This window comes from Mucilaginibacter sp. OK283, assembly GCF_900110415.1.
In the GTDB taxonomy this organism is placed as follows: domain Bacteria; phylum Bacteroidota; class Bacteroidia; order Sphingobacteriales; family Sphingobacteriaceae; genus Mucilaginibacter.
Map to the genome: position 1 here is coordinate 744,204 of NZ_FODR01000001.1, position 26,996 is coordinate 771,199.

General features: G+C 42.8%; 19 protein-coding genes. 8 read left to right on the top strand and 11 right to left on the bottom strand.

The window, feature by feature from the left end:
• The first annotated feature begins 58 nt into the window (after positions 1 to 58).
• The 3 genes from BMX56_RS03155 to BMX56_RS03165 all read left to right on the top strand — a co-directional run bounded on the left by BMX56_RS03155 (position 59) and on the right by BMX56_RS03165 (position 6,475).
• A complete protein-coding gene (locus tag BMX56_RS03155) occupies positions 59 to 2,452 on the top strand; it encodes an ABC transporter permease (protein ID WP_090640655.1) in 2,394 nt (797 codons plus the stop codon).
• 94 nt (positions 2,453 to 2,546) lie between these two features.
• Positions 2,547 to 4,934 carry an ABC transporter permease gene (locus BMX56_RS03160; protein ID WP_090640657.1) on the top strand — a complete coding sequence of 796 codons (2,388 nt, stop codon included), beginning with the start codon at positions 2,547 to 2,549 and terminating at the stop codon, positions 4,932 to 4,934.
• Between the two features lie 11 nt (positions 4,935 to 4,945).
• Complete coding sequence (locus BMX56_RS03165; RefSeq protein WP_177183696.1) at positions 4,946 to 6,475, top strand: alpha/beta hydrolase-fold protein; 1,530 nt, start codon at positions 4,946 to 4,948, stop codon at positions 6,473 to 6,475.
• 61 nt (positions 6,476 to 6,536) lie between these two features.
• On the opposite strand, the gene BMX56_RS03170 is transcribed toward BMX56_RS03165, so the two are convergent.
• From BMX56_RS03170 to BMX56_RS03190, 4 genes are all read right to left on the bottom strand, one after another.
• Entirely contained in the window at positions 6,537 to 7,175 is a 639-nt protein-coding gene (locus tag BMX56_RS03170; RefSeq protein ID WP_090640663.1) for a gluconate 2-dehydrogenase subunit 3 family protein, read from the bottom strand.
• A gap of 22 nt (positions 7,176 to 7,197) precedes the next feature.
• Entirely contained in the window at positions 7,198 to 8,934 is a 1,737-nt protein-coding gene (locus BMX56_RS03175; protein ID WP_090640666.1) for a GMC family oxidoreductase, read from the bottom strand.
• Between the two features lie 125 nt (positions 8,935 to 9,059).
• Positions 9,060 to 9,722 (bottom strand): 3-keto-disaccharide hydrolase, encoded by a 663-nt coding sequence (locus BMX56_RS03180; protein WP_090640669.1) that lies wholly within the window; start codon positions 9,720 to 9,722, stop codon positions 9,060 to 9,062.
• A gap of 283 nt (positions 9,723 to 10,005) precedes the next feature.
• The gene (locus tag BMX56_RS03190; RefSeq protein WP_090640674.1) at positions 10,006 to 11,058 is read right to left on the bottom strand and encodes a hypothetical protein; all 1,053 of its coding nucleotides are present in this window, start codon (positions 11,056 to 11,058) and stop codon (positions 10,006 to 10,008) included.
• A 483-nt stretch (positions 11,059 to 11,541) separates the two neighbouring features.
• On the opposite strand from BMX56_RS03190, the gene BMX56_RS03195 reads away from it, so the two are divergent.
• Positions 11,542 to 11,970, top strand: coding sequence for a CBS domain-containing protein (locus BMX56_RS03195; protein ID WP_090640676.1), 429 nt, complete (start codon positions 11,542 to 11,544; stop codon positions 11,968 to 11,970).
• Positions 11,971 to 12,097: 127 nt separating this feature from the next.
• On the opposite strand, the gene BMX56_RS03200 is transcribed toward BMX56_RS03195, so the two are convergent.
• The gene (locus tag BMX56_RS03200; RefSeq protein ID WP_090640679.1) at positions 12,098 to 15,277 is read right to left on the bottom strand and encodes a COR domain-containing protein; all 3,180 of its coding nucleotides are present in this window, start codon (positions 15,275 to 15,277) and stop codon (positions 12,098 to 12,100) included.
• Positions 15,278 to 15,402: 125 nt separating this feature from the next.
• Here BMX56_RS03200 and BMX56_RS03205 point away from each other — a divergent pair, with 125 nt between their 5' ends.
• Complete coding sequence (locus BMX56_RS03205) at positions 15,403 to 16,635, top strand: DEAD/DEAH box helicase (protein ID WP_177183697.1); 1,233 nt, start codon at positions 15,403 to 15,405, stop codon at positions 16,633 to 16,635.
• A gap of 63 nt (positions 16,636 to 16,698) precedes the next feature.
• Here the strand turns inward: BMX56_RS03205 and BMX56_RS03210 are convergent, their stop codons facing one another.
• The 4 genes from BMX56_RS03210 to BMX56_RS03230 form a co-directional block, all read right to left on the bottom strand.
• Positions 16,699 to 17,940 carry a YdcF family protein gene (locus tag BMX56_RS03210; protein ID WP_090640681.1) on the bottom strand — a complete coding sequence of 414 codons (1,242 nt, stop codon included), beginning with the start codon at positions 17,938 to 17,940 and terminating at the stop codon, positions 16,699 to 16,701.
• A gap of 350 nt (positions 17,941 to 18,290) precedes the next feature.
• Positions 18,291 to 20,879 (bottom strand): TonB-dependent receptor, encoded by a 2,589-nt coding sequence (locus tag BMX56_RS03220; RefSeq protein ID WP_218152368.1) that lies wholly within the window; start codon positions 20,877 to 20,879, stop codon positions 18,291 to 18,293.
• Between the two features lie 92 nt (positions 20,880 to 20,971).
• Positions 20,972 to 21,307: a winged helix-turn-helix domain-containing protein gene (locus BMX56_RS03225; protein WP_255369757.1), complete on the bottom strand. Its 336-nt coding sequence runs from the start codon at positions 21,305 to 21,307 to the stop codon at positions 20,972 to 20,974.
• 173 nt (positions 21,308 to 21,480) lie between these two features.
• Positions 21,481 to 21,813 carry a hypothetical protein gene (locus BMX56_RS03230; protein WP_090640688.1) on the bottom strand — a complete coding sequence of 111 codons (333 nt, stop codon included), beginning with the start codon at positions 21,811 to 21,813 and terminating at the stop codon, positions 21,481 to 21,483.
• A gap of 436 nt (positions 21,814 to 22,249) precedes the next feature.
• Here BMX56_RS03230 and BMX56_RS03235 point away from each other — a divergent pair, with 436 nt between their 5' ends.
• Positions 22,250 to 23,734 carry an aldehyde dehydrogenase (NADP(+)) gene (locus tag BMX56_RS03235; protein WP_090640690.1) on the top strand — a complete coding sequence of 495 codons (1,485 nt, stop codon included), beginning with the start codon at positions 22,250 to 22,252 and terminating at the stop codon, positions 23,732 to 23,734.
• A 134-nt stretch (positions 23,735 to 23,868) separates the two neighbouring features.
• Here the strand turns inward: BMX56_RS03235 and BMX56_RS03240 are convergent, their stop codons facing one another.
• Both BMX56_RS03240 and BMX56_RS03245 read right to left on the bottom strand, forming a co-directional pair.
• Positions 23,869 to 24,399 (bottom strand): hypothetical protein, encoded by a 531-nt coding sequence (locus BMX56_RS03240; protein WP_090640692.1) that lies wholly within the window; start codon positions 24,397 to 24,399, stop codon positions 23,869 to 23,871.
• 103 nt (positions 24,400 to 24,502) lie between these two features.
• Positions 24,503 to 25,315 carry a DUF3108 domain-containing protein gene (locus tag BMX56_RS03245; protein WP_090640694.1) on the bottom strand — a complete coding sequence of 271 codons (813 nt, stop codon included), beginning with the start codon at positions 25,313 to 25,315 and terminating at the stop codon, positions 24,503 to 24,505.
• Positions 25,316 to 25,578: 263 nt separating this feature from the next.
• Here BMX56_RS03245 and BMX56_RS03250 point away from each other — a divergent pair, with 263 nt between their 5' ends.
• Together BMX56_RS03250 and BMX56_RS03255 are read left to right on the top strand one after the other, a co-directional pair.
• Entirely contained in the window at positions 25,579 to 26,679 is a 1,101-nt protein-coding gene (locus tag BMX56_RS03250) for a DNA replication/repair protein RecF (protein WP_090641663.1), read from the top strand.
• Complete coding sequence (locus BMX56_RS03255) at positions 26,672 to 26,962, top strand: DciA family protein (RefSeq protein WP_090640696.1); 291 nt, start codon at positions 26,672 to 26,674, stop codon at positions 26,960 to 26,962. The genes BMX56_RS03250 and BMX56_RS03255 overlap by 8 nt, the downstream gene beginning before the upstream one ends.
• Positions 26,963 to 26,996 lie beyond the last annotated feature (34 nt).

The following is a 26,996-nucleotide window of genomic DNA, read 5'->3' on the forward strand; positions in this document are numbered from 1 at the left end:
AGTCATTGAAAAAAGGTTAAAATTAAAAACGTATTACGTATAACTTAAAACGTACCACATGTTCAAGAATTATATCAAAATCGCGTGGCGAAATCTTATTAAAAATAAGGCGCACACTTTTATAAATGTTACCGGCTTATCGGTTGGTATGGCTGTAGCTGTGCTGATAGGCCTTTGGATCTGGAACGAGCTATCATACGATAAGTATCATGATAACTACGACCGAATTGTGCGGGTAATGCAGCACCAAACCTTTAACGGCGAAGTTGGGACGCAAAACTCTATTCCCCTGCCACTGGGTTATAAGTTAAGGGATGAATATAAAAGCGACTTTAAATATGTGGTATTATCTACCTGGAATTTTAAGCATATAATTGCATCGGGCGAAAAAAAATTATCCTACGCGGGCTCCTATATGCAGGCCGAAGCACCTGATCTGCTTACCCTTAAAATGCTGAAGGGGACACGTTCGGCATTAAAAGATCAATCGTCTATCATACTTTCGGCATCATTGGCAAAAGCCATTTTTGGTAATGCCGACCCTATGTTTAAGTCTATAAAAATAGATAATAAATGGAACGTAAAGGTGACAGGGGTGTATGAGGATTTGCCCCATAATACCAGCTTTAAAGAACTTGGCTTTATTGCACCGTGGGACTTGTTTATGACAACGCAGCCTTACCTGAAACAGGCGCGCACAACCTGGGGCAATAACTCCTGGCAATTGTTTGCCCAACTACAACCCAATGCCGATCCGGACAAGGTATCTGCCAAAGTAAAAAACCTAAAAATGGAGGGGTTAAAGCTTAATAACGACAAAATTGGCTTAACCTTTAAGGCCGCTATTTTTCTACATCCCATGAGTAAATGGCACTTGTATTCGGAGTTTAAAAATGGCATCAATACGGGCGGCGATATTAAATTTGTTTGGATGTTTGGCCTTATCGGCGTGTTTGTATTGCTACTGGCTTGTATTAATTTCATGAACCTGAGCACCGCCCGCAGCGAGAAACGGGCCAAGGAAGTGGGCATCCGTAAAACAGTTGGTTCGCTACGTAGCCAGCTCATTGGGCAGTTTTTTATGGAATCGATGCTGATAACCATTTTCGCCTTCTTCCTGTCGTTAGTTTTGGTGCAGCTGATATTACCGTGGTTTAACCAGGTTGCCGATAAAACCGTTACTATACTATGGTTTAATCCCCTGTTCTGGATTATGGGTATTGGCTTTAGTATTTTTACGGGTATCATAGCAGGCAGCTATCCGGCGTTTTACCTATCGTCATTCCAGCCTGTAAAAGTGCTAAAGGGCACCTTCAAGGCGGGCCGCTTTGCTGCCCTGCCGCGTAAAATATTGGTAGTATTACAGTTCACTGTTTCAGTTACCCTCATTATCGGTACCATCATTGTTTTCAGGCAGGTGCAGTATACCAAGAACCGGCCGGTAGGCTATGATCGTACCGGGCTGATCCAGGTTGATATGCGTACCGACGAGATCCATAATCATTTCGATGCGGTACGAAACGACCTAATCCAGTCGGGCGCTATCGTTGACATGTCTGAATCTGACAGCCCGTTAACTGATATATACTCTGACAACAGCGGCTTTAAATGGCGCGATAAAGACCCAACTCTTCAGGATGATTTTGGTACGATATCCATAAGCGCAGAATTTGGCAAAACAGCTCAGTGGAAAGTATTGGATGGCCGCGATTTTGACAAAAACAACTTAGCCGATTCATCAGCCATGGTGGTAAACGAGGCTGCGGTTAAATTTATGCATTTGAAAAACCCGGTAGGCGAAACACTGGAATGGTATAAAAAATTCCAGATCATTGGTGTAGTAAAGGATATGGTGATGTCATCGCCTTACGAGCCAATACAGCCAACCGTTTTCTATCTTACAAAAAACAGCGGCGGCCTCATTAATATCCGCATTAACCCTAAAGTGAGCCCGCATGAAACCCTTGGTAAAATCGAGGCCGCCTGGAAACAATATGCCCCCGGCAGCCCCTTTGAATACAAATTCACCGACGAAGAGTACGCCCAAAAATTTGCCAACGAAGAACGTGTAGGTAAACTGGCCGGTTTCTTTACCCTGCTGGCCATCTTTATCAGTTGTATGGGGTTGTTCGGTATGGCATCTTTTATGGCCGAGCAGCGCACCAAAGAAATTGGCGTACGCAAGGTATTAGGGGCATCAGTATTTGGCCTGTGGCGCTTAATGTCGATAGATTTTGTGGTGCTGGTTTCAATATCCCTGCTGATATCTATCCCTACGGCATACTACTTTATGCACGGCTGGCTACAGGATTATAAATACCGAGCCGAGCTTTCCTGGTGGATATTTGGCGCAACAGCATTAGGATCAATCATGATTACCCTGCTTACCGTAAGCTATCAAAGCATTAAGGCCGCGCTGATGAACCCGGTGAAAAGCCTTCGGTCGGAATAGAGGCAAGACGGAATTAGTCATTGGTCATTTCGCTACGCTGTCGTTGGTCATTAGTAAAATAAAAACGTATCACGTACAACTTAAAACATACAACATGTTCAAGAATTATATCAAAATCGCCTGGCGAAACCTTACGCGTAACAGGGCGCATACTTTTATTAATATAACCGGCCTATCGGTTGGTATGGCAGTGGCTATGCTTATTGGCTTGTGGATATGGGACGAGCTGTCATACGACAAGTACTTTAAAAACTATGACCGCCTGGTACAGGTTATGCAGCACCAAACCTTTAATGGCAGTGTAGGCACACAATCGGATATACCTATGCCGTTGGGTTATAAACTGCGGGATGACTATCAGAATGATTTTAAGTATGTGGTACTATCTACCTGGACATACGCACACATCATAGCATTCGGTGATAAAAAACTAACCCAACAGGGAAATTATATGCAGGCCGAAGCACCCGACCTGTTCAGTTTAAAAATGATTAAAGGCACACGATCCGGTTTAAAGGATCCATCGTCTATCATTCTATCTGCATCACTGGCTAAAGCACTTTTTGGTGACACAGATCCCATGTTTAAAGCCTTAAAGATCGACAATAAATGGAACGTTAAGGTTACCGGCGTTTACGAAGATCTTCCGCATAATAACAGCTTAGCTGAAGTGGCATTTATTGCACCGTGGGATTTATACATGACTACTCATGTAAAAACAAACATTACACAATGGGGTAATAATTCATGGCAGCTATTTGCACAGCTAAGTCCCAATGCAGATATAAACAAGGTATCGGCCAGGATAAAAGATTTGAAACTAAATGCTTTTACCGCTGAGGGCAATAAGCTGGGTTTATCTTTTAAGCCAACAGTGTTTTTGCACCCGATAAGCAAATGGCATTTATATTCGGAATTTAAAAATGGTATTAATACCGGGGGGGCTATACAATTTGTATGGATGTTTGGCATTATTGGCATATTTGTATTATTGCTGGCTTGTATCAATTTCATGAACCTAAGCACGGCCCGGTCAGAAAAACGGGCCAAAGAAGTGGGTATACGTAAAACGGTAGGATCGCTGCGAGGCCAGCTTATTGGTCAGTTTTTGGTAGAGTCGGTACTGATCTCGGCATTTGCCTTCCTGTTTTCCATAGTTCTTGTGCAACTCATTTTGCCCTGGTTTAACCAGGTAGCCAATAAAACCATGCAGGTATTATGGGCCAACCCGATGTTTTGGATACTGGGAATTGGTTTTAGCCTCATAACAGGGCTCATAGCTGGTAGCTTTCCTGCTTTTTACCTGTCATCATTTAAGCCGGTGAAAGTTTTAAAAGGAACATTTAAAGCCGGGCGAATGGCTGCAATACCCCGTAAAGTACTGGTGGTTTTACAGTTTACGGTTTCCGTTACTTTAATCATAGGTACTATTATTGTTTTCAGACAGGTGCAATTCACCAAGAACAGGCCAATAGGTTATGATCGTACCGGTCTTATACAGATAGAAATGAAAACGGATGCTATTCATCAGCACTTTACGGCAGTAAGGAATGACCTGCTGCAGTCTGGAGCAATAGTTGAAATGGCCGAGTCTGATAGTCCGTTAACTGGGGTATATTCTAATAATAGTGGCCTTACCTGGAGAGATAAGGACCCCAATTTACAGGATGATTTTGGCACTATTGCGGTGAGCCCCGAATTTGGGAAAACGGCTGGCTGGAAACTTACCGACGGACGCGATTTTTCAAGGGATGTTTTAACAGATTCATCGGGGATAGTATTGAACGAAGCCGCCGTGAAGTTTATGAACTTTAAACACCCGGTTGGCGAAACCATTAAATGGTACAAAACTTTTAAAGTTATAGGCGTAGTGAAGGATATGGTTATGTCATCACCCTATGAGCCTGTAAAACCAACTATATTTTATATGGTTCCGTATGCTCCCGGGATAGTTGATATCAGGCTGAACACCGGCAAAAGCGCCAGCGAAGCATTACGTAAAATTGAAGCTGTATTTAAACAGTATGACCCGGCCAGCCCTTTCGATTATAAATTCACAGATGATCAATATGCTCAAAAGTTTGCCAACGAGGAGCGGATAGGTAAACTGGCAGGTTTCTTCACTATATTGGCCATCTTCATTAGTTGTATGGGCCTGTTTGGCATGGCATCATTTATGGCCGAGCAGCGCACCAAGGAAATTGGAGTACGCAAGGTATTGGGCGCCTCAGTACTTGGCCTGTGGCGCTTAATGTCGATAGATTTTGTAGTGCTGGTTGTTATATCATTACTCATAGCTATACCAACCGCTTATTACTTTATGCAAGGCTGGATAAAGGATTATAAGTACCACGCCGAACTATCCTGGTGGATTTTTGGGGCAACAGCTATTGGCTCTATCATAATCACCCTACTTACGGTAAGCTATCAAAGTATTAAGGCTGCGTTGATGAACCCTGTAAAGAGTTTGAGAAGCGAATAATGGATATTAAAATGAAGAAAACGTTCCGCTTATTTTTAATTGTGCTAATAATCATCAGCGGCCTGGTTACGCTGGTTAAGGCGCAGGATACTGTGCTTAGAGTACCCGAAAGAAGTAAACTCGACTCCTTGAATTCGGCCGTATTAAACCAAAAAAGACTAATACAGGTATTTACTCCCGCAAATTATAAACCAGGGAGCACTGATAAATATGATGTGCTTTACGTGCTTGATGGCGGCAACTGGAACACCGGTCTCATTAAACAGGTACAGCGCTTTGTAGAAGGCGAAGCCTATATGCCGCCAACGATAATTGTGAGCGTTTTAGGTATTGACAGGAATAAAGATCTTACACCAACTCATTTAGAAGGTTGGAAAACATCCGGCGGGGCCGATAAATTCCTTAGTTTCATTAAAACCGAGCTGATTCCTTATGTTAATAAAACGTATCCATCCAACGGCGATAATACGCTTTGGGGGCACTCATTGGGCGGTTTATTCGTGATTTACGCGATGCTAAATGAACCCAAAACGTTTAAATCGTATATAGCTGTCGACCCCAGCCTTTGGTGGGATAATTGCTATCTGCCCAAAATAGCTGGCAGTAAACTGCCCGCTTTAGCGGGTTCAAATACCACAATTTTCATAAGCGGCCGGGAGGGGCGTGATGGCAAATCAATGAGGATTGATACCATGGATCTCGTACTCAAAAAAGCCGCCCCGCAGGGTTTAAACTGGAAGATAGTTACCTATCCTGACGAAACCCATAGCTCGGTAAGACTCAAAACCACATACGACGGGTTGAAATTTACCTACGCCGGTTATACAGGGGCGTTGGAATTTCACCCGATGAATGGTATAATTTTAAAGGACAAGCCTATTAAGTTATGGTACTTTAACGACACCACAAAGGTGCGCTACACAGTTGACGGAACAGAGCCCACAATTTCATCGGCAAAAGCACAACCCGAAATTACGTTAAGCGAGCCTGCCACTGTAACGTATAAACGGTTCACCAACCGAGACCGCTATGATAAAACCGTAAGCGGCAATTTTACCACTGAAAAAGAACTACACCCGATGGGCCTGCAAAAAAACACAAAACCGGGTGGCTTTAACTATATATATTATGAAGGCTCATGGGATAAATGGCCGGACGTTAAAAGTTTAAAGCCCGCAAAAACAGGGATAACCACCAGCGATTTTGATGCAGATAACCTACCACGCAAAAACAATTTCGCCCTGGTTATTGACGGGTTGCTGGAAACAAAGGAAGATGGTTATTATATATTTATTTTAGATGCCGATAAAGATTCAAAGTTATATATAGGCAATAAGCTTCTGATACAATGGGAGGGCGACTACAGGCGCCATACATACTCATACATTTTACCGCTAAAAAAGGGATTTTATCCGCTCCGGTTGGAGTATCTTCACAAGAATGAGGACTTTAAACTCAAGTTGAGTTATCTCACGCCCGGCACCATCAGTGGCAAAAACCCTGTCCCCATTCCCTTAAACTTGCAATATAGCCGTAATTAGCCGGCAGCTATCAACAAAAGAGGAGCTGTAAAGCTCCTCTTTTGTTGTGCATATGTGTTTGTTATACGCCAGCTTTTACATCCTGCATATTGTAATGCTTCAATACATCATCGGGTACGCCGGTCCATTTGTTGGGGTTGTTGCCGGCAAAGCCAATATCATCAATACCCATTTTGGTGGTATAAAAACCAGATGCGGTTAAATCGCGCATGCGGTTAAAAAAGGCCACGCCCTGGGCCATTTCTGGTTTGGCTTTGGCGGGGTAGGCAATCATATCTACCAGCTCTATCTGCTGGGCATGGCTGCAATCGGTAAATACCTTGTCAAAACGGTTAAGGCATTGCAAATCTAACCAGCGCAAACCGCCACGCATGGGGGTTTGATGATCGGGCATATCCTTCACAATAAACTCAATAAAATCAGGCACCTTGGCATCAGATGCGCTGCCAGATTTTTCGTCTTTAGGGATAATAATATCGCCCAAGACAGTGATCGTAGCCATTTCTGCCGCTGTAAAAAATTTATCGCCATTCAGCTTTTTATCGCGCTCAACCTCAAAAGGCTGGCGACCAGCCTCGGCTCCGGTGGCTGCCGGCGCTGCTTCTTCTGTTTTTGGCGCACCGGGTTTACAAGCTTCCAGTATTAATCCTGCCGAAAGTGTGGTAAAGCCTAATGCTTTAAGGGAATCACGTCTGTTCATAATATTTTGTTGGATTAACTTGTTAAACGTTTAGTGCTTTTCGTTGCTGTAATATGTATTCTGCGGTACGCATGCTCATGGCCAGGATTGTCCAGGTAGCATTTTTATCGCCCTGCTGAACAAACGGTGCGGCATCAACCACAAACAGGTTTTTACAATCATGCGCCTGGCACCATTTGTTTAGGGCCGACTTTTTAGGATCGTTACCCATACGTATGGTTCCAACTTCGTGAATAATTTTGCCCGGCGCCTCTAAGCCGTAGTTGGTTTCGGGGCCTTGTGGTGGGCCATAAATGGCGCCGCCCATATTGTGCATAATTTCCTGGAAGGTTTCCTGCATGTGCTTAGCCTGTTTTATCTCTTCATCGGCCCATTTGTAGTGGAAACGCAATACCGGGATACCGTATTTATCAACCACGTTAGGGTCAATCTCGCAATAGTTATCGTAACGGGCAATAGCAGTACCGCGGCCGGCCATGCCAAACTGTGTACCATAAAAACGGCGGTAATCGTCTTTTAACGATGCACCGTAGCCGCCTCCGTCTTTCATTTTACCATCGCGGCCTGGTACGGCACCATTCATATTATGAATACCGCCGCCAAAGCCATATGATGGCATATGCATACCGCCACCATATTCGATGTGATAACCACGCGGAAAATCAAGTTTTTTATTATCAAGCCACCATGGCGAGTAGATGTGCACACTACCCACCCCATCTTCATTGTAGCGTTTACGGTCCATCAGCTCGGGCAGGAAACCGCCGGCACTTGAGCCTGTTGAATCATGCAGGTAGTGGCCAACAACACCACTGCTGTTTGCCAAACCTCCCGGATGCTGGGCCGATTTGGAATTGAGCAGGATACGGGCCGATTCGCCGGCGCTGGCGCCAAGGATAACAGTTTTGGCGTTTACCTGGTACTCCTGCAAATCTTCGCGGTTTACGTAGGATACGCCTGTAGCTAATCCTTCGCTATTAGTTATCACCTCGCGCACCATGGCGTTGGTTATCACTTTTAGGTTGCCCGTTTTTACAGCCGGGATAACCAAACATGACGATGCCGAAAAATCGCCATAAACTTTACAGCTCCGGCCGCACTGACCGCAGAAGAAACATGCACCACGATCTTTATTACCAGGCAAAGCTTCCGTTAACACCGAGCCACGGCCAGGGATAATAGTAACACCGGCTTTTTTAGCGCCTTTTACAATGTACAGTTCATTAAGCCTTGGCTTTGGCGGGGGCAGGTAAATGCCATCCGGTTCGTTTTCCAGGCCTTCTTTGGTACCGTAAATGCCTATCATGCGGTCAACCTTATCATAGTAAGGTTTTACATCATCGTATGTTATTGGCCAGTCATCCGTAAGGCCGTCTTTAGCCTGGAAATCTTTCGGGCCCATACGCAACGATATACGGCCCCAGTGATTGGTACGACCACCCAGCATACGCGAGCGGAACCAGAAAAACTCAGTTTTGTCTTTAGTGGTGTAAGGTTCGCCATCAATTTGCCAGCCACCAAAAGCGGCGTCAAAATCACCAAAAGGGCGTGTTGTTCCGGCACCGCGGCGCGGCGACTCCCAGGGCCATTTTAACTGGGCCGAGTCTTTTTGCGGATCGAAGTAAGCACCGGCTTCCAGCATCAGCACTTTGATGCCGGCATTGGCCAATACGTAACCGGCCATACCGCCACCTGCACCCGAACCAACAATTACTACATCATAAGTTTCAGATGATTTTTTAATTTGTAGATCGCTCATATTATCTCAAAAATATCCTTTGTTTTAAAACAGGAAAAATGCACGCCCGGCATGCATTGGTTAAATTGGATTATTGGTATAAATATATTGAACGCTGCGCGTAGAATACACTCATGTTTAAAGAATTATAGTTGTTTAATCGATATTTTGCGGAAAGACACCACATGCCCATGATCCTGCAAAGCGATGTGGCCTTTAGGATATGCAGCAAAATCGGCCCAGGATTTAAATTTGCTGTTGGCAAGCAATGTTTTCCATTCTTCACTTCCCATTTGTACATCAACTATTTGGGTACCATTGAGCCAAAAGGTAAGGTGGCCGTCTTTTTTACGCAATTTTACTTTGTTCCACTCACCGGCAGGTTTTGCAACATCTGCCGATGGTGCTTTCATATCATATAACGAACCTGCAAGGTGGTTGGCTTTTTTATTGTCTTCGGCATCTTTATTATCCAAAACCTGCATTTCGATACCGGTTTGATAGGTAGCGCCAAATTTAGGGTCTTCATGTACACCAAAAATAATTCCGCTGTTACCTTCCTTGGTAATGTTCCATTCCAGCGTTAACTCATAATTTTCGTATTCATCATTGGTAACCAAATCGCCCTGGTCTTCGGCTTTGGGGTCAAGCTGTAAGGCGCCATCAACAACTTTCCACGCTTTGGTGTCGGTTTTTAAGTAGGTGTGCCAGCCGGCTGTTGTTTTACCGTCAAATAACGATTTGGTTTGCGCCGATGAGGCAAAATGCAGGGCAGAAACAGCCATCAGGCTTAGTAAGATCTTTTTCATCGATAGTATTTTATAATTTAACCGGAGATATAGTACCGTTTGGATGGCTAAATATATCTGCTTTTTGTTAATGCTAAAACGATTATCGGAAAAATAAATTACAAACAGCTGTGGAAGCTGTGTAAAAATGTGGATAGGTAAAGCGAAGGGCTTAAAGCATAAAGCCAAAAGCTGGAAAGGCTATCGGCTTTATGCTCAAAATTTATTTAACGTGTTATTTAAAGCGAAGGCCTTAAACAAAAAACCTTACATGCTTTCGGCCTTAAGCTTTTTGCTTTCAGCCTTACTCAGCGTGTTTGTGAAAGCCGAATGATAAGTTGGCGGCAATACCAATCATGCCGTAACCATAGCTATCCTGAAAACTTTGGTTGTAGTCGTCCTGGCCGCGGTAGCCGGCGCCAACCATAAAGGCTGTTCCCTGCATAAACGGAAACGAGTAGTAATATTTAAGGCTCACGTTCAGGCGTTTTTTCACGTCAAAAGTCGAGTAGTTATTGTACTTATCGGCTATGTAGGTAAAATCAAACTGAATGCGTTGCCAGTTTTCGTATGTTTTACGGCCTTGCTCCAACGGATCGTCGTATGCCTTTACAAAGTTGTACATACGACTGCCATTAATACGTACAAAGCCATAATGATCTTTTAAACCCTGCGAAAGCCCCAGATTGAACAATCCGGCGTGTACCTCCAATGCTATGTTATCGTAACGGTTAATAGTAAGCCCCGGCTTATCAACCCGCTTGCCGGTATAATAGGTAAGGGTATAAAAGTTGGTGGTAAACTTGCCGCTATCAACATTAAAGGTACCGTCCTTATTTAACGATGGCCCTCTAACGCCGTTGGAATGGTGCGAATAACCTAACGATAAAAACTTTGGCCTGTATGTGTCTTCGTTTAGCCTGTAAAATAAGTTGGCGTTGGGCATATAGCTGGGCGATTTTACCGGTGCATCGCGGGTATTCAGCAACCGGATTTTTACCCTTGAGGTAAACTCAAAAAAGAAACGAGACTTTGGCGTACTAAACAGGATAAAGTTTGGTGAAAGATCGGCTGCTAACTGCGTTTTAACCGGCTGAAAATATTCGTTACCGGCCAAAGAAAGCCGCATGTTTTCTTCAAATATATTATCAAACGCATGGTTTATAATATGGTGCGATAAACGCACCGAATCGGCCCGGCTGGTATCGCCGTTTAATGTAACAGCGGTGACTGTTAAGCTTTGAAAAAATACCAATACAAGGCCGAAAATGATTTTTAAAAAGGCCCGTTTTGATTTATGCTGAAAGGCCGAAGCAGCTTTGCTGGCTGATGCCTTAATAAATGTAAAATTGTTCAATGGAGTAGTGCTTTTGTACAGATCGATATAAAGTTTAAATAAATTAAAGGCCTAACTAATGTGATGCATCCTATAGTTAAATACCATGCCGCAATATTAATTATTAATCATTTTTGAGTAAACCGCCCTCTGTCAGGAAAGGGTAAAGCTTGGTAAAATGGCCTTTTAAGCGCAAATACGGCACATTGCAGTTTTCGGTTTTTACAGTAGCATTACAGTTAAGCATACCTTTTGGACCATGACGGATACAAAAAAGTCGTTTAAACAACTAATCTTCGTTAAAAAAGTTATGCTATTACGTTATTTAATCACATCTGATCCTAAATCCGTGTCACTTTTAACCTTACGCCTCCATTGTTATAGCTGCCCATCTGGATTTAATTTCCTAAATTATTGATAGATATAATTTAAAAATCCACTTGCTTTTAATCGGGAATTGTTATATTTGGTTATAAGCCAATCTCTAATTTTAACCTGAGTATCATGATAAAAGTTTCGAACATACTGGCCCGTAAGGGTGGCGGTGCTATCAGCATTGATGCAGGTACATCTGTTTTGGAAGCATTGGAACTGATGGCGGCCAAAAACATCGGCTCGGTAGTGATAACCGAAGATGGCGAATACCTCGGTCTGCTCACCGAGCGCGATTACGCACGCAAAGTGATCCTGAAAGGCAAGTCATCCCACGAAACCCTGGTGCGCGAGATCATGAGCACCGGCCTGCCCCGTATTGTGCCCGAAAATTCCATAGAAACCTGTATGCACATCATGAGCGAAAGCAACATCCGCTACCTGCCTGTTTTTATGGCCGATAAACTTTGCGGTATCATTTCTATTAACGATTTAGTAAAAGAAACCATTTTAAGTCAGCAGGAAACTATTGAGCAGCTGAGGGGATATATACATTCTTAGGATTTCGGAATTGGGATTTTCGAATTCGGAATTTTAGATAGTTGATTTCTAGGAAATAAAGCCTAATAAGTTATGTCATTGCGAGGCACGAAGCAATCGCGAACTATGCCTATCGCCTATTAACTAACTATATATCATACAGCCTTTCCAATTGCTTTTTGAAATGAAGATGCAATTGCGCATCACTGTCAAATTCGGTTTGGAAGTGGCCGAGTTCTTTTAGCTTATCCTGGAATGCCCAAACGCTTTTCAGATCATCTCTGTTGATGGAAGCATTGTTGACATCTGCCTTTTTGAAGTAGGTATATATCTTGGGCTTATCCGCTTCCCTAAATTGCTTAAAAGCAGTTTCAAATTCTTCGGCTGTGTATTTGCCAACTTTTGAAAAGTATAACATAATAAATACATCGCAGCCTTTTATCACTTTGTTGTACTCGTCTTGCAAGCGTGTTTGAGACATGTGATCCAGGAAGTCTTCCCATATTTCTAAATTCAGGAAAATGCCTTTTTTACTTAGACGTTTGTTTTCTCTCGATAGGAACAATTCAAATTGTTCTCTTTCCGTTTTTAATTCAGATGATGAGGCTAAGAAGATGGTTATTGTCTGATCTTCCCTTTTTTGCGAAGAAGCCTCTTGTTCTTTTTTATCAGCAAAAACGCCACTCAACAATTCTTCAATATTTACCTCTGCAAATGGTTTCCTTTCACACTCAATTTTGGTTCTTCCATATTCCTTTCGTTCCAATAATTTCTGATAATCATAAAAATGCTTGTCTGCATTATCCGCACAACTTATACAATTACAGGGAATCATTTTATACCAACGGCTTTTTTGCGAATCATGATCTTTGCTTACCTGTCTGAAATATTCGTTATTAAGCTCATCGAATTGAAAAGTAATCTTACTTAAGAGTTCTTTCGCATATGGCCCTTGAACTTTAATGTCCAAACGTTTATTATCCCATGCTTCAGTTATTTCAGCTATGGTACTACCACAATCCAAATTTTTGCCTTCAATTCTAACACCGGTTTTCCAAACAAATTGCAGGTCATTGATTCTGGATATGTACTTATGCATCCTAACAATAAAGCGGGTTAAAATGCCCCTCGGCATAAAATCGTATTTATACTGTAGTGGTAAATCATTTTTTATCTTCCATTCCCCCCCTTCCGGACGGGTATCCGAAAGCATTTCCGGAATTATGTAAACATGGGGATTGGATTTATCAATCATATAACACAATTCAAACTGGATCATCAGGTTCAATAGTTTTTTATGAACAATGCCATCATATTCTTTGTCTTTCCAAATTCCGGAAAGATCAGAACTTGTAAACCTTCCTTTATTAGTTTGAACTTGCTTGTTGTCAAAAACTGCAAAAACCGCATCTGTAGCCCATGTATTTTGAAGGATGATAAAATCTTCTAAAGTGCTATGCTCTTGAAAATGTAAAAAGATTCCGAGGTCATGAAAAATTCGGCTTAATTCCATCTGTCTATCAAAGTCAGTGACATGATATTGTTTACATAATTCAATAAATCTATCTTGATTGATATAATGATTAGATAAACTAAGTTCCTGTAATTCATAACGAATAGCCACCCAATTTTTAGGCATTGGAAAACCCACTAACGGCAGCCGCTTTAATTGTGTTTGAATATCCTCTTTTAGATTTTGGAAGACATTAAAACGTGTATCACTAAAATCAGGGGATCCTTTTATCAAAGCATTCAGGTCAATTCCATAATCTCCTTTCAAGAACTCAAAACGTGCTCTTTTTTGCGGAATATCTATATTTATCTGCCGTTCATTTTTTTCGTTGCGAACAAGCAGCATTGGACTATTTCCCCCTAACAATTCAACCGCCTGTAGCCAATAATTTACTGTATTATCATCATTACCAATGCTGTCCTTTCCGGTATCAATTACTAAAACATAAAGCGAACGATGAGTTAGAAAAAATTGATGTGTTGTTTGGTAAATATGTTGTCCTCCAAAATCCCAAATATTATATTGAAACTTTCGGATATTATTTTCCTTATCAACTACGTCAAAATTAACGTACTCAATATCAATCCCTTTTGTAGTTTTATACTCCCCTGACAGAGGCCTATTAATATCAATTAATTTGTTCATTAATGATGTTTTGCCTGCCCTGGGTTGCCCCACTATCAGCATCTTAGCTTCATATAGATATTCAGTCCCTTGATCTTCTGATTCAGAAAAAAAGTTTAAAATAGCTTTTTTGCCTTGCATAACCACTTCAATAGGAGGCGAAACGATAGGATTATTGTAAAGATTTATCTCATAAAATTTCACCTTTTCTCCTAAAGATATATTCAGTCGATCCGTATTCTTTTTTTTAATGAAAGGCAGTAATGGTTCAATGTCAGAAATTTCATTGCTGGACAAATCCAAAAGAGTCAAACAATCTAAATTTTCTAAACCAGCTAACTTCTGTATTCGATTGTAAGACAAATCTAGTTTTCTTAAATTAATTAGATTTTCGAGACCTTTAATCTCTCTGATTTGATTACTATGGATGTGTAATTGTTGTAGCGATTTTAAGTTTTCGAGACCCTTAATTTCTTTAATCTGATTGTTGTAGATATAAAGTTGTTGTAAGGAATTTAGATTCTCGAGGCCTTTTATTTCCTTAATTTGATTGCTGTAAATAAATAATCTATATAGAGACTTTAATCCTTCTAAACCTTTTATTTCTCTAATTTGATTCCCTGACAATAACAACTCGATTAACGAGTATAGATTCTTTAAGGCCGTTATATGTTCAATCTTATTATTAGATAAAAATAGTTTCTTCAGTGAAACTAAATTTTCAACACCAGAGAGTTCTTTAATTTGATTGTTGTTTAGCTGCAGATATTCCAGCGATGTCATATCATCAAGACCCTCTATTTTTTCAATTTTATTATAACTGAAGTCGAGGTGTCTTAAATTTTTATAAGTAGATATAAATGACAGGTCGCTAATTCCCCAGGAATCATTGTTGCGGCCACCGCTGCAAATAATGATTTGTAATTGTTTTAATTTTAAAAATGATGACGGATAGACTTCAAAGTAATTCTTAATCCCCCAGTTTGGGCTTTCAATTAATTCGTTAATTTGTGGGTCCCACCACTCGTTACTTAGTATGAGTGTATGTATGTGGGTACACTCAGATATTGCTGTATCTAAAATCCCGCCTTCAACAAAATCGTCGTCCCACAGTCCGCTATATCCCAGGTCCAAAACAGTGTTTTTATCTGCAATGCATTTTTCAATAAGCCTAATTGCTTTCTTGCTCATAAAGTTCAGATTTATATAATACTAAGGTTTATTCCCACAATATACCCCATTTCGCTCAAATCTCACACACATAACTTCTTAACCATTAAATTTTCATACCTTGCATAATTTACTTATAAGATATAGTGACTTTTCAGGATTTTAATTTTAACGAGCAATTATTTGAAGGCATAGAGAGTATGGGTTTTACTACCCCTACCCCGATACAGGAAATGGCCATCCCGGCAATTATGCAGGGAAAAGACCTTATTGCCTGCGCCCAAACCGGTACCGGTAAAACCGGCGCCTACTTATTGCCAACCCTCAATCATATTACCGGTACGGCCAAACACCAAACCAGCGTGCTTATTTTAGCGCCAACCCGCGAGCTTGCCCAACAGATAGACCAACAGGTAGAAGGCCTGGCCTATTTTACCGGCGTTAGCTCCATTGCCGTTTTTGGCGGTGGCGATGGTATGGCTTACGAGCAGCAACGCCGCGGCATCCAGAATAATGTAAACATTATTATTGCCACACCGGGCCGCCTTATTGCGCACCTTACATCGGGCGTATTAAAGCTTAACCATTTAACCCACCTGATATTGGATGAGGCCGACCGCATGTTGGACATGGGCTTTAGCGACGATATCATGAAGATTATCAGCTATCTGCCTAAAACCAGGCAAACGCTGCTGTTTTCGGCAACCATGCCGGGGCGTATCCGTTCATTGGCTAAGGCTATTTTGAAAGATCCCGAGCAGATCAATATTGCCATTTCGCAGCCTGCCGTAGGTATCGATCAGCAGATCTACCGGATGCACGATCAGCAAAAAACGCCTTTACTGCAATTGATCCTGCGCGATGCCGCTTATACAAGCACCATTATCTTCGCGTCCCGTAAGGAAATCGTAAAATCGTTATATAAAGAATTAAAAGCAGCCAAAATTAATGCCATGGCCTTCCACTCCGATCTGGAGCAAAAGGAGCGTGAAGAAATCCTGCTGAAATTCAAAAACAGGCAGTTGCCGGTTATTATTGGTACCGACGCCCTTTCGCGCGGTATTGATGTTGAGGGTATCGACCTGGTGGTTAACTATGATGTTCCGGGCGACCCAGAAGATTATATCCACCGCATAGGCCGTACCGCACGGGCCGCTACAACCGGCACCGCCATCACTTTTGTAAACCACCGGGATGAGCGTAAGCTTAAAAACATCGAGCAACTAATGGATCGCGCCATCCGCGTAGTTGGCCTGCCCGATGAATTGGCTGCCATACAACCGGCGCCGCAATCGGCCCAGTCTGACGATAAACGAAACCCCAAAAGACCAAACAGGCGTTTTAACAAAAACAAACCGAAGCCGAAGCCGAAGTCTTAAGTCCAAAGTATGAAGTCCGAAGTCTTAATTTTGGACTTTCGACTTCATACTTAAGACTTAAACTTATGGATCCAGTGGCTCAAGCGGGTTTATTTGTAACGATGCGATATTGGGGTAAAACTCCTGCTCGGTATTTGATAACCGGCGGCCAAGGGAATAGGGCACATAGCCCAGATCGGCTATGCAGCGTTTATCCATGTAAGATATATAATAACTCTGTATTTTATTGGTCGATGTGATAAAAGGCTTGTTAAAAGGCATGCCGTACCTGAATATCAGGCGTGCGCAATTGCGCAGGTTGGTGGTGGTATGGCGTGCCTGGGGTTCAATAAAAATGGCGTTTTCGGGAATTTTCAATTGATTAACCAGGTATTTTTTCATTTCCTCGGCCTCGGCAAACCTGGTTTTAAAAGGGTGTACCCTGCCACCCGATACCATAATGAACGGCGTTAAACCCTGGGCAAATTTTAAGGCGGCTATTTTGCAGCGCTCAATACTTCCCTTACTTATGGATACCCCCGGCTTATCGGGCCCTTCGCCGGGCACCAGTATCAAGGTGTATTGATATTTTTTCCAGTTGATGGTTTTTAGCCGGTTGTAAGCCGCTTTGTTGGCCTTTTGTTCCAGCGGTTCGTCGTTGGCGGCATCGTTGCGGCCGTTAACATCCAAACTATGCAGGGCATAATTAAGTGATGGTAAATAAAAAAGCTTTGTGGCGCCATATTGCTTCAGGATGGATTTGGCCCCATCGGCAATTAACTTGGGGTAAGTATTGCGATATACATTAAAATTGATAGAATCCACATCTGGAAAGTTGGGCTTTTTACCTTCGGCATACACTTCAATGGTATGGTTTATGGCCAGGGCATCCTGTTCCCAGGCCTTTACCAGCATCGCGGCCGGCGCCAACGAATCGTATTTAATATAACAGCCAGAAGGGATTAAATGATTTTTAACCAGCAGGCCCAACGCATTATTAGGTTTATACAAAGCAGAAAGCCTGTCGCCTGCTGTTTTTATTTCCAATTCAGAAAATTTTAACGGCTGTAAAACACTGCGAAAGTTCTTATTCGCCTTTAACGAATCCTGTATGTTTTTAATCTTAACCTGCACCATGCGTACCAAAGCAGCATCGCTACCAATGAGTTTAGTTGCCTGTGCGTAGTTCTGGAGCAAGTTTAGCAGATAATAATTTTTGATCTCGGTATAGTTTTTCCCAATCAACCGGTATTGCTGGCTGGCAGTTTGAGCGTTAACATGTAGCGTGACAAGGCTGATAAACAGGGCCAGAAAAAATTTCTTCATAAATGATTCAAAGAAACAATGTTTCGGATTAAATTTAAGTAAACAAAGTGTTAATCAATAAAATAGCCCCTTTGTTTTAGCTCGAATAAAAAATGCCTGCAATATGGCGATTGCCGGCACTGGTGGTGTGGCTAATAAAGATGAGGTTGAAACTATGTTATTCAAATATTATGTCATTTTTTTGATTCCCTCCCTTGGGAGGGCGCGCGTTAGGTATGAGCGCAAAGGCAGGGAGGGGTTATTTGAGCGACCTATCATAGACCTACTTGAACGCCTGATTTAACCCCTACCTTCCCTTCCCCAAGGAAGGAATCACACATCCCTTTGCTCTTTTATTTTTCCCTCTCTCCTTATTTTATATTCAGCGTGAGCGTGGTATAATAAAAGCCGCCAATAGCCGGGCCGCCCAAAAACGAATAGTAATATTGATTGGTGAGGTTACTGGCCCCAATTTTTACATTAAGGCCCGTTTTTACAAAATCATAGTTAACCTGGGCATCAATAGTGCCGTATGAGGCTACATTACCACTAACCAAAAACGATTGCCAGTAAAAGCCGCTTTGCCATTTATAGGTGGCGTTAAACCCAAAATTGCCAACAACATGATTACCGCCAAAAGAGTAATTAGTGATCCATTGCGGCGTATTAAAACCATCTTCCAACGCATCTTCGTTGGCGGTGCGCTGTAGTTTGGCGTACGATACATTCCCAGTCAAAATATATTTTTGCCATAGACGATAGGATAAACCCAGGCTGCCGCCAATATTGTAAACCACACTTTGCGAGTTTGTCCACACCCGGTAGCGGGCCTGTTTGGTTTTATCGTTCAGGTAGTATGGGATAGAATCGGGCTTGGTGGTCCCGGGTACGTTCAGTTCAATCTGCCCTATAAAATTATTGTAGCGGTTGTAGTAAAAATCAGCATCAACAGTCAAATCACCATTAAAAAACAAAGACTTATAGCCAGCCTCAAACGAGTTGATATGCTCGGGCTGTAGGTAGGTGTAAGTATTCTTTTTAAGCAGCCCTTTCTCTTTTTCGATAGCCGCGCTGGTTGACATGCCCGCGTTAAAATCATTCTTAACCGCCGCCTGGAAAGCATCTATCGACGTGCGCACATAGGAGTTTTCAAAAACACCGCTCGATACTACCCTTAAGCCACCAACCCGTTTTACGCCGCCGCTGTTCACATTACTAAATGCTTCAAAAATGCTGGGGAAACGATAACCGCTTTGGAACGACACCCTGAAATTCTGTTCGGGTATTGGCGAAAATACAGCAGTAAAACGAGGGTTCAGCTTCAGGCTAAAGTAGTCGTTTTTATCGGCACGTAAAGTAGCCGACAGCTTTAACTCGTCATCAAAAAGTGATTTGGCGACCTGCACAAAGCCGCCGGTTTTACTATAATCAAGGTTACTGTACTCCTTCCCCTTTACGTAATTAATAAAATAGTTACCGTCCGGGTGAATAATGTAGGTGCGATGATCAAAGCCTGCCATCAGTTCAAGGCCTGTTTGTTTTTTAAACGTTGATGAAATAGCGTTCGAGATATCTACCTGCCCTTCAGCATGCCACATACCATCCTTAACACGCAACGCCGAACCGATATCCCAGTTATTGATATCGGCCAGTTTGTCAAGTGTAGCTTTAAATGCAGCGGTTCCGGGCTGGTAACGACCGGCATCGGCCAGTTGGCGTGCCTGTTGCAAAGCCTGTGGCACGGTAGCGCCAGCAGATGTGGCCGTATTAAAACCCCTGGTAAAATCGGCATACCAGGTATTATCGTCTTTATAATTACGGTCGATATTTTCGCCGGCCGAGCGCAGGTTGTATGATTTGCCGGTATTTTCGCTGGTCCAGTAGGTCCGTACCTGGTAAATATTATTCTTCAGTTCAAGCGCGTGTTGCTGCAAAACATATCCCGACAGCCTGAAACGGTTGGCACGCTGGTAAATATTATCCAGATCGGCAAAGCGGTAGGTGTAAGTTAAGCGGGTATTATCATTAATCTTATAAGCCAGGCCAACATCAACCTTTATGTTGTGCAGGTTGTAGCTGGTCACATCCTTTTCTGCATAGCCGGTGCGGGCAATGGAGTATTGTTTACCCCCAAGCGTTACGGTTTTCCTGTCGGATGACTCATTACCGTATCCATTCACCGGGTCGTAACCGGGGTTATCGGGGCCGCCGTCAATACCTAATTTTGCGTTGGCGGCGGCATTTAAATCGGTGCGGTTATCGGCAATCCAATCGTAACCCGTAGTATAAGTTCCGTTTATTTTAAAGGCGAACCTTTTAGAGATAGCCCTGGCCAGCCTGAAACTGGTTTCAGAAAACAGCTTTGCAGATGTCTCCGAATCGCCAATATGATTAATACCTGTTTTTTGCTGAATGCTGATGCCCTGGCTGGTAAAAGGATCTTTGGTGATAAAATTGGCCAGCCCGTTAATGGCATTCAAGCCATATAGTGCCGATGCCGTGCCGGGGATAATCTCCACACTTTCGATATCCAGGTCGCCTGGGCCCATGGCGTCACCAATTGGGGCGCCTATATGCGGTGCCTGGTTATCAATCCCGTCAACCAATTGCGTAAAGCGAACATTGGTGGTATTGGCAAAGCCACGGGTATTGATGATCCTGAAGCCAAGGCTGGGGGTTATCAGCTGTACCCCTTTCACATTTTCCAGTGCATCAAAAAATGACGGCGCGGCAGATCTCCTGAAATCGGCGGCGGTTATTTTCTCGATGCTTACCGGCGACCGTAAAATATTTTCGCTGATGCGCGATGCGGATACCACTACCTCGCCAAGTTCCTGCTTTTTGATTTGTGTGGTATCATTTTTTGGGGCGATAGTATCTTTTGCCTTTTTTTTGCTTTGGGCAAATAGTGTACCTCCTGCAAGTAACATCATTGATAATAAGGCGTAGTATTTATTCATATTATTTGGTTAAAATTTCGATATGCTTTCATTTATATAACGATAGTCAAAAATAAACCGGCTATCCAAAAACCGGCCTGATACGCTGTAATCTATACCTCTATAAGAGAACTATTTTCCTTCAAAAAATCCTTGAACTTAGCCTGGAACTGTTTAAACTGCTCAATGGCTTTAACCCCTTTTTCGGTAAGCTGCGCACTGCCGCCACCTTTACCGCCCCGGTGCGAAATGACAACAGGCGAACCAAAATGTTCGTTCATGTAATTAACAATGTCCCATGCCTGCCTGTATGACATTTTCATTTGCAAAGCCGCCTGCCTTAATGATCCCGACTGCTGGATGCGCTCCAGTAACTCAACCCGGCCATGGCCAAGCAGCTTTCCATCCGGGCTTTCAAACCAGATGCGCCCGTTTAAGTTCAATTTCACATTCATTTAACCAAAACACCAACGTATTTAATCATCAACACAAAAACAAAGAAACGATATTATCCTGCCTGTTTGTTAATATAATAAAAAAAAATGCGTTCGCCTTTTCCAGGGAACGCATCAGGATATTTTACTAACCGTACAAGGCACAAGCCTATGCAATTGAACAAACTTTATGTTCTCGGTCTTTTTGGATTAAAGGCCACCAGGTAATTCAAATCTTCAACCGGCGGGTTACGCTCGTCAATTTTTTGCGGCTCTTTGTTGAAAGTTTGATTAAGACGCGTTTTTACGGTATGAAATACCTGTAGCAAAATTTCGGGGCCAACTTTGGCGGCGATGGTTGGGTAATAATCTTTTTGAATCCTTACCCTGTCGGTATTGGTTACCATGCTCAGTTCCCAACTGTCTTCGGCCTTAAAGCCAAATTCTTTAGCGGTGTTCAGCAGGTCGTACATGTACATACGGGTTTCGGTTTCAATGGATCTTTCAGCAGCAACTGTCATATGATTATTTTTTACGGTATTGCAGCCTCTTAGGGGCTGGTATTATTTTAAAGCTTAACTATCACCGTATCTGGATATGGCAATGCCTAAGGTAGTAGTATTTGAAGGAAGGAATTGTTGCAAGATAACTATAATTTACTGAAAATCAGCATTTATTAAATATTAATTAAAAAAAACAATTAAATCAAAGCCTTCTTGCGGGCAACAAAACGCATCTCCACCGCCAGGATTATACTTTCCTCTATTCCTAAATGACAAAAATGGATGCCGCGAAAACGCCGCCGGTGGTAAAAATAACTTTTGTGACTATCATGAAAAACGACAAAATACTGTTAGTACCTGTTAGAAAACACCCACAGCTTTTGTCCTGCTTTAAATATATTTGCCCAAACATACGCGCGGTGCAAACCGTTGTTAATTCAAATATACATCTGCCATGGCAAATAATTTTAAAGAAGCAAGCGTCGACGAAATAAACCAGGTAATGCAACAAGCACAAACAGCTTTTGAAGCTTACAAACAAAGCAGCATCGAGCAAAAAAGCCTGTTTTTAGAGGCTATTGCTGCCGAAATTGAAGCATTAGGCGATGCCTTGCTCCAAAAAGCGTCCGAAGAAACCAACCTGCCTATCCCCCGCTTAACCGGCGAGCGCGCCCGTACCACAGGTCAGCTCCGCATGTTTGCTACCATGCTGCGCGAAGGCAGTTGGGTTGAGGCCAGTATTGATACGGCTAATCCCGACAGGGCACCATTGCCCAAACCCGATGTTCGCAAAATGCTTACACCGCTTGGCCCGGTAGTTGTTTTTGGGGCAAGTAATTTCCCTTTCGCTTACTCAACCGCAGGCGGCGATACTGCGAGCGCTTTGGCAGCAGGCTGCCCCGTAGTAGTAAAAGCACACCCCGCCCATGCCGAAACATCGGAGATGGTGTACAGCGCTATCAAAAAAGCCATTGTACGTAGCAATATGCCCGAACATATTTTTCAGCATGTACATGGTACCTCGTTTGAAAGTGGCAAAGCATTGGTGCAGGCTGATGAAACAGCAGCAGTTGGCTTTACCGGATCAACCGTTGGCGGTTTGGCATTGCTGCAATATTCATCGCAACGCAAAAAGCCTATCCCGGTATTTTCTGAGATGGGCAGTATAAACCCGGTTGTATTTTTGCCTGATACCCTAAACAAAAATGCCGCCGACCTGGCCGCGCAATATGCCGGCTCAATAACTTTGGGCATGGGCCAGTTTTGTACCAACCCGGGTCTGATGCTTGCTATTGAAGGCGACGGACTTTACAACTTCCTGGATAGCCTTGGTAAAGGCATTGAAGCTATAAAGCCCGCCAAAATGCTGCATGCGGGTATCCATACCGCTTATAAAAAAAAGAGCCAAGAAGCGTTAGTGCAGGATGGTGTTAAGGTGATCCAAAAATCGGCTACAGAAGCGCACGATATTGAGGCGTTGCCAACAGTTGCCCTGGTAAGCGGCGAAACATTTTTAACCAACCCACTGTTGCACGAAGAGGTTTTTGGACCATACTCACTGATGGTAAACTGTAAAGACGAGCAGGAACTGCTTAAAGTATTAAAATCGGTATCGGGACAGTTAACCACCACGGTAATGGGTACCGACGAGGATTTTGCAGGGCATAAAGCTTTACTACAATTACTGCCATCCATAGCCGGCCGCGTATTGTTTAACGGCGTACCAACCGGGGTTGAAGTTTGCCATAGCATGGTACATGGTGGCCCTTTCCCGGCTACTACCGATAGCCGCTTTACCGCAGTAGGCACCAACGCCGTAAAACGCTGGGTGCGCCCGGTATGTTACCAAAACTGCCCTGATGGTTTATTGCCTTTGGCGTTGCAAAATGCGAATCCTTTGGGGATTTGGAGGCTGGTAGATAATGAGTGGAAGAAATAGTTCAATTAAGCCATAGCGATTAGTTCGAAACAGATGGCTATGGCTTAATATCATTTAGGGTCATCGTATATGCTTCTTTTCAACTCCATAACCGATGTTATCAACTATTGGAAAAGCAATTTAGCGCGCATATACTAAGGCGTTGTTACCACCGTATGCGAACCATCAGGATTTACCACGATAGTTGTGTTACCGGCTGCTTTAACGGCAACTGAGTGCGTGCCATCGGGATTTACAATAACCACAGTTTGCCCGTTATCTATCATGGTAGTGTGTGTGCCATCGGGGTTAACGATTGTTGAAGATGATCCATTTTTTATTATTGTAGAATGTGTACCGTTTGGATTAACAACAGTGATGGTTGGACCATTATCTATCCACAACGAATGTGTACCATCTGAATTGGTAACAGTAGTTGTTTGCCCGGTTTGCGATACTACCGTATTTGTACCATCGGGATTTACTATGGTAGCTGTTTTCCCGTTTTTAATTACGGCACCCCGCTTACCATCCGGGTAAACAAAAGTGAAGTTATACATGCTGTCTTTACTTGATTTTACAGCATCATAAACTGCAAGGTCGTTGGTGTTAAATATTGCTGCTTGCTGGGCAAATATATTACAGCTAAAAGCTATTGATAGCAGGAGGAGGGTAAGTTTTTTCATGATGCAGCAGGTTTCCGAATTTGACTATAACATCCGGAAAAGGTTTAATAACCATTTTCAAAAACTCAAGTTACTGCTTCAATATTGTTGGCCAATCGGCTACTTACTTCCCAAACCGTTTTACCACATCGGGTGCGGCACCTGCAAGTTTAATTTTATAGCGGTAGCCGCCGTTAAAAAAGTCCTCTTCCCGTAAAAACTCATGGCTGTTTTTACTTATCCAAAAGGTTTGGGTATAATGCTGGCCTTTATAATTGGCTTCGGTAAAAAGTTTCCAGCAATCAACTTTTTCGTTATCCAGCGTGGCCAGCTCTTCGCTGCCGGTTACTTTGTACACCGCGTATTCGGGGGTGTTGCTCACCGCGTCGTAAAAATTAATGGCGAACGTTTTGCCGGCTGCAAGGGGCAGCATCTCAAAAGTTTCTATATCCAGGTTCCAGTTAAAATAGGGCTCTTTAACATTTAGCAAAAAATCCTTCGCCAGGTTATTTTTCACAGTATCGGATCCGGCAATTTTAGTAGCGCTCCAATTGAATGCTTTGGTTTTTGCACCTATGGTTTCTGAATGATAAACCGGCATAAAATCTGCCGCCCTGTTTGCCGAGAATGTCGACCGGTACGATGCACTGTCGGCTGCATACCAATGCTGGGTTACGGTAAAAAGCTCCTCGCCGTTACGATTGCCGGTCTCTACGTCGCGCAGCCAGATAGACATGCGCAACCGCCTGTCGTCCTTAAGGTTTTGAAAGTACACCAGGTATTGGCGCAACCCCGGTTTAAGGTTGGCTATAATGAGTCGTTTATCTTTTAAGCGGATAGTATCTGTTTGCGCCATTACCCTGGGGCAATGAGCAGCCAGCAATAGTAACGTAACGGTAATAGCTATTATTTTTTCAACTATAAGTTCGGTTTTCATGGTAATTATTGTGCTGGTAAGGATGTTTTGTTCTATTTATTAATCAAAGCTGCTTTTTCGGCTTCGGCAAAAAAAATCATTTCAACCATTGCAGGTTTATTTTTAACGTGCTTGCCTTTTTGTTCAATGGCTCGTGGCGTCAAATGTCGTCCGGCAACCTTAAACTACCTCCAGCCATTTTCAAATCCTCAAACGGCGCAGCCCTCAACGGAGTTAATTTTCAAATCTTCAAATCAATAGCAAAATCTTACCTTTACAACCCCATGTATCTGCAACAGCTATCCGTTATCAATTTTAAAAATTACGAAGAGGCCGAACTTGTTTTCAGCAAGGGAGTGAATGCCTTTACGGGTAACAATGGTGCAGGCAAAACCAATTTGCTTGATGCTATACATTACCTGTCGCTTTGCAAAAGTTACTTTAACCCCATAGATAGTCAGCAGATAAAACAAGGCACCGATTTTTTTATCATAACCGGCGTTTTTAATAAAAACCAGCAAACCGAGGCCGTAGCATGCTCGGTAAAACGGAACCAAAAAAAACAGTTTAAGCGAAATAAAAAAGACTACCAGCGCCTGGCCGACCATATTGGCCTGCTGCCATTGGTGATGATATCGCCCTATGATACCAGCATTATAACCGAAGGCAGCGAGGAGCGCCGCAAGTTTATTGATAATGTAATATCGCAAACAGATAACCATTACCTTGATGAGCTGATAACCTACAACAAAGTATTGGCCAACCGTAACGCCCTGCTGAAACTGATAGCTGATACCGGCCGTTATGATCCAAGCCTGCTGGAGGTGATGGATGAGCAGCTGGTACAATCGGGCAACCGTATATTTGAGCGCCGCAAGGCCTTTATGGAAGGCTTTACCGAAATATTTAATAAACACTACAGCTTTTTAAGCGACGATGCCGAACTGGTTGAACTGGCTTATGAGTCGCAGTTGTTACAGGACGATTTTGGCGGATTGCTGAAAAAAACGGTGGAGCGCGACAGGGCCCTTGAACGTACAACCGCCGGCATCCACAAAGATGACCTTCAATTTGGTATTCATGGCATGGCCATGAAAAAATTCGGGTCGCAGGGGCAGCAAAAATCATTTTTGATAGCACTTAAACTGGCGCAGTATACTTTTTTATACCAGCAAAAAGGATTTAAGCCCTTGTTACTACTGGATGATATTTTTGATAAGCTGGATGACGAACGCGTTACCAAACTAATGAAAATGGTGAGCAACAATGATTTTGGACAAGTATTTATTACTGATACCAGCGTAAAGCGGGTGAGTGAAATATTTGAAAAAATTGCCGTGGAGGTTAAATTATTTAATGTGAGCAAAGGAGCTATCGATGCGTAAAACAAACGACAAATCATTAAAAGAGGCCATTGAGCAGATGCTTAATGTATACAAAATTAAGCGCCGCTATGATGAAACCGGGGTGGTTGCGGCATGGCCCGAGCTGGTTGGTAAATCGGTAGCAAATCGTACTAAAGAATTATTTATCCGCGACAAAAAATTGTTCCTGCGGATTGAGTCATCTGTGATAAAACACGAATTGATGCTAATGCGCAGCCAGATAATAGATAAAATTAATGCTGAGGCAAAAGGAATTTTGGTTGAGGAGATTGTATTTTTATAATGCTTACCTGCAAAAAAATACCCTGATTGGGGAA

Excerpts from the sequence above, each read along its gene's own strand:
- BMX56_RS03160 (WP_090640657.1), top strand. The coding sequence starts at position 2,547 with ATGTTCAAGAATTATATCAAAATCGCCTGGCGAAACCTTACGCGTAAC.
- BMX56_RS03235 (WP_090640690.1), top strand. The coding sequence starts at position 22,250 with ATGGCAAATAATTTTAAAGAAGCAAGCGTCGACGAAATAAACCAGGTA.
- BMX56_RS03210 (WP_090640681.1), bottom strand. The coding sequence starts at position 17,940 with ATGAAGAAATTTTTTCTGGCCCTGTTTATCAGCCTTGTCACGCTACAT.
- BMX56_RS03250 (WP_090641663.1), top strand. The coding sequence starts at position 25,579 with ATGTATCTGCAACAGCTATCCGTTATCAATTTTAAAAATTACGAAGAG.
- BMX56_RS03175 (WP_090640666.1), bottom strand. The coding sequence starts at position 8,934 with ATGAGCGATCTACAAATTAAAAAATCATCTGAAACTTATGATGTAGTA.
- BMX56_RS03220 (WP_218152368.1), bottom strand. The coding sequence starts at position 20,879 with ATGAATAAATACTACGCCTTATTATCAATGATGTTACTTGCAGGAGGT.
- BMX56_RS03155 (WP_090640655.1), top strand. The coding sequence starts at position 59 with ATGTTCAAGAATTATATCAAAATCGCGTGGCGAAATCTTATTAAAAAT.
- BMX56_RS03180 (WP_090640669.1), bottom strand. The coding sequence starts at position 9,722 with ATGAAAAAGATCTTACTAAGCCTGATGGCTGTTTCTGCCCTGCATTTT.
- BMX56_RS03165 (WP_177183696.1), top strand. The coding sequence starts at position 4,946 with ATGAAGAAAACGTTCCGCTTATTTTTAATTGTGCTAATAATCATCAGC.
- BMX56_RS03240 (WP_090640692.1), bottom strand. The coding sequence starts at position 24,399 with ATGAAAAAACTTACCCTCCTCCTGCTATCAATAGCTTTTAGCTGTAAT.
- BMX56_RS03200 (WP_090640679.1), bottom strand. The coding sequence starts at position 15,277 with ATGAGCAAGAAAGCAATTAGGCTTATTGAAAAATGCATTGCAGATAAA.
- BMX56_RS03170 (WP_090640663.1), bottom strand. The coding sequence starts at position 7,175 with ATGAACAGACGTGATTCCCTTAAAGCATTAGGCTTTACCACACTTTCG.
- BMX56_RS03255 (WP_090640696.1), top strand. The coding sequence starts at position 26,672 with ATGCGTAAAACAAACGACAAATCATTAAAAGAGGCCATTGAGCAGATG.
- BMX56_RS03230 (WP_090640688.1), bottom strand. The coding sequence starts at position 21,813 with ATGACAGTTGCTGCTGAAAGATCCATTGAAACCGAAACCCGTATGTAC.
- BMX56_RS03245 (WP_090640694.1), bottom strand. The coding sequence starts at position 25,315 with ATGAAAACCGAACTTATAGTTGAAAAAATAATAGCTATTACCGTTACG.
- BMX56_RS03195 (WP_090640676.1), top strand. The coding sequence starts at position 11,542 with ATGATAAAAGTTTCGAACATACTGGCCCGTAAGGGTGGCGGTGCTATC.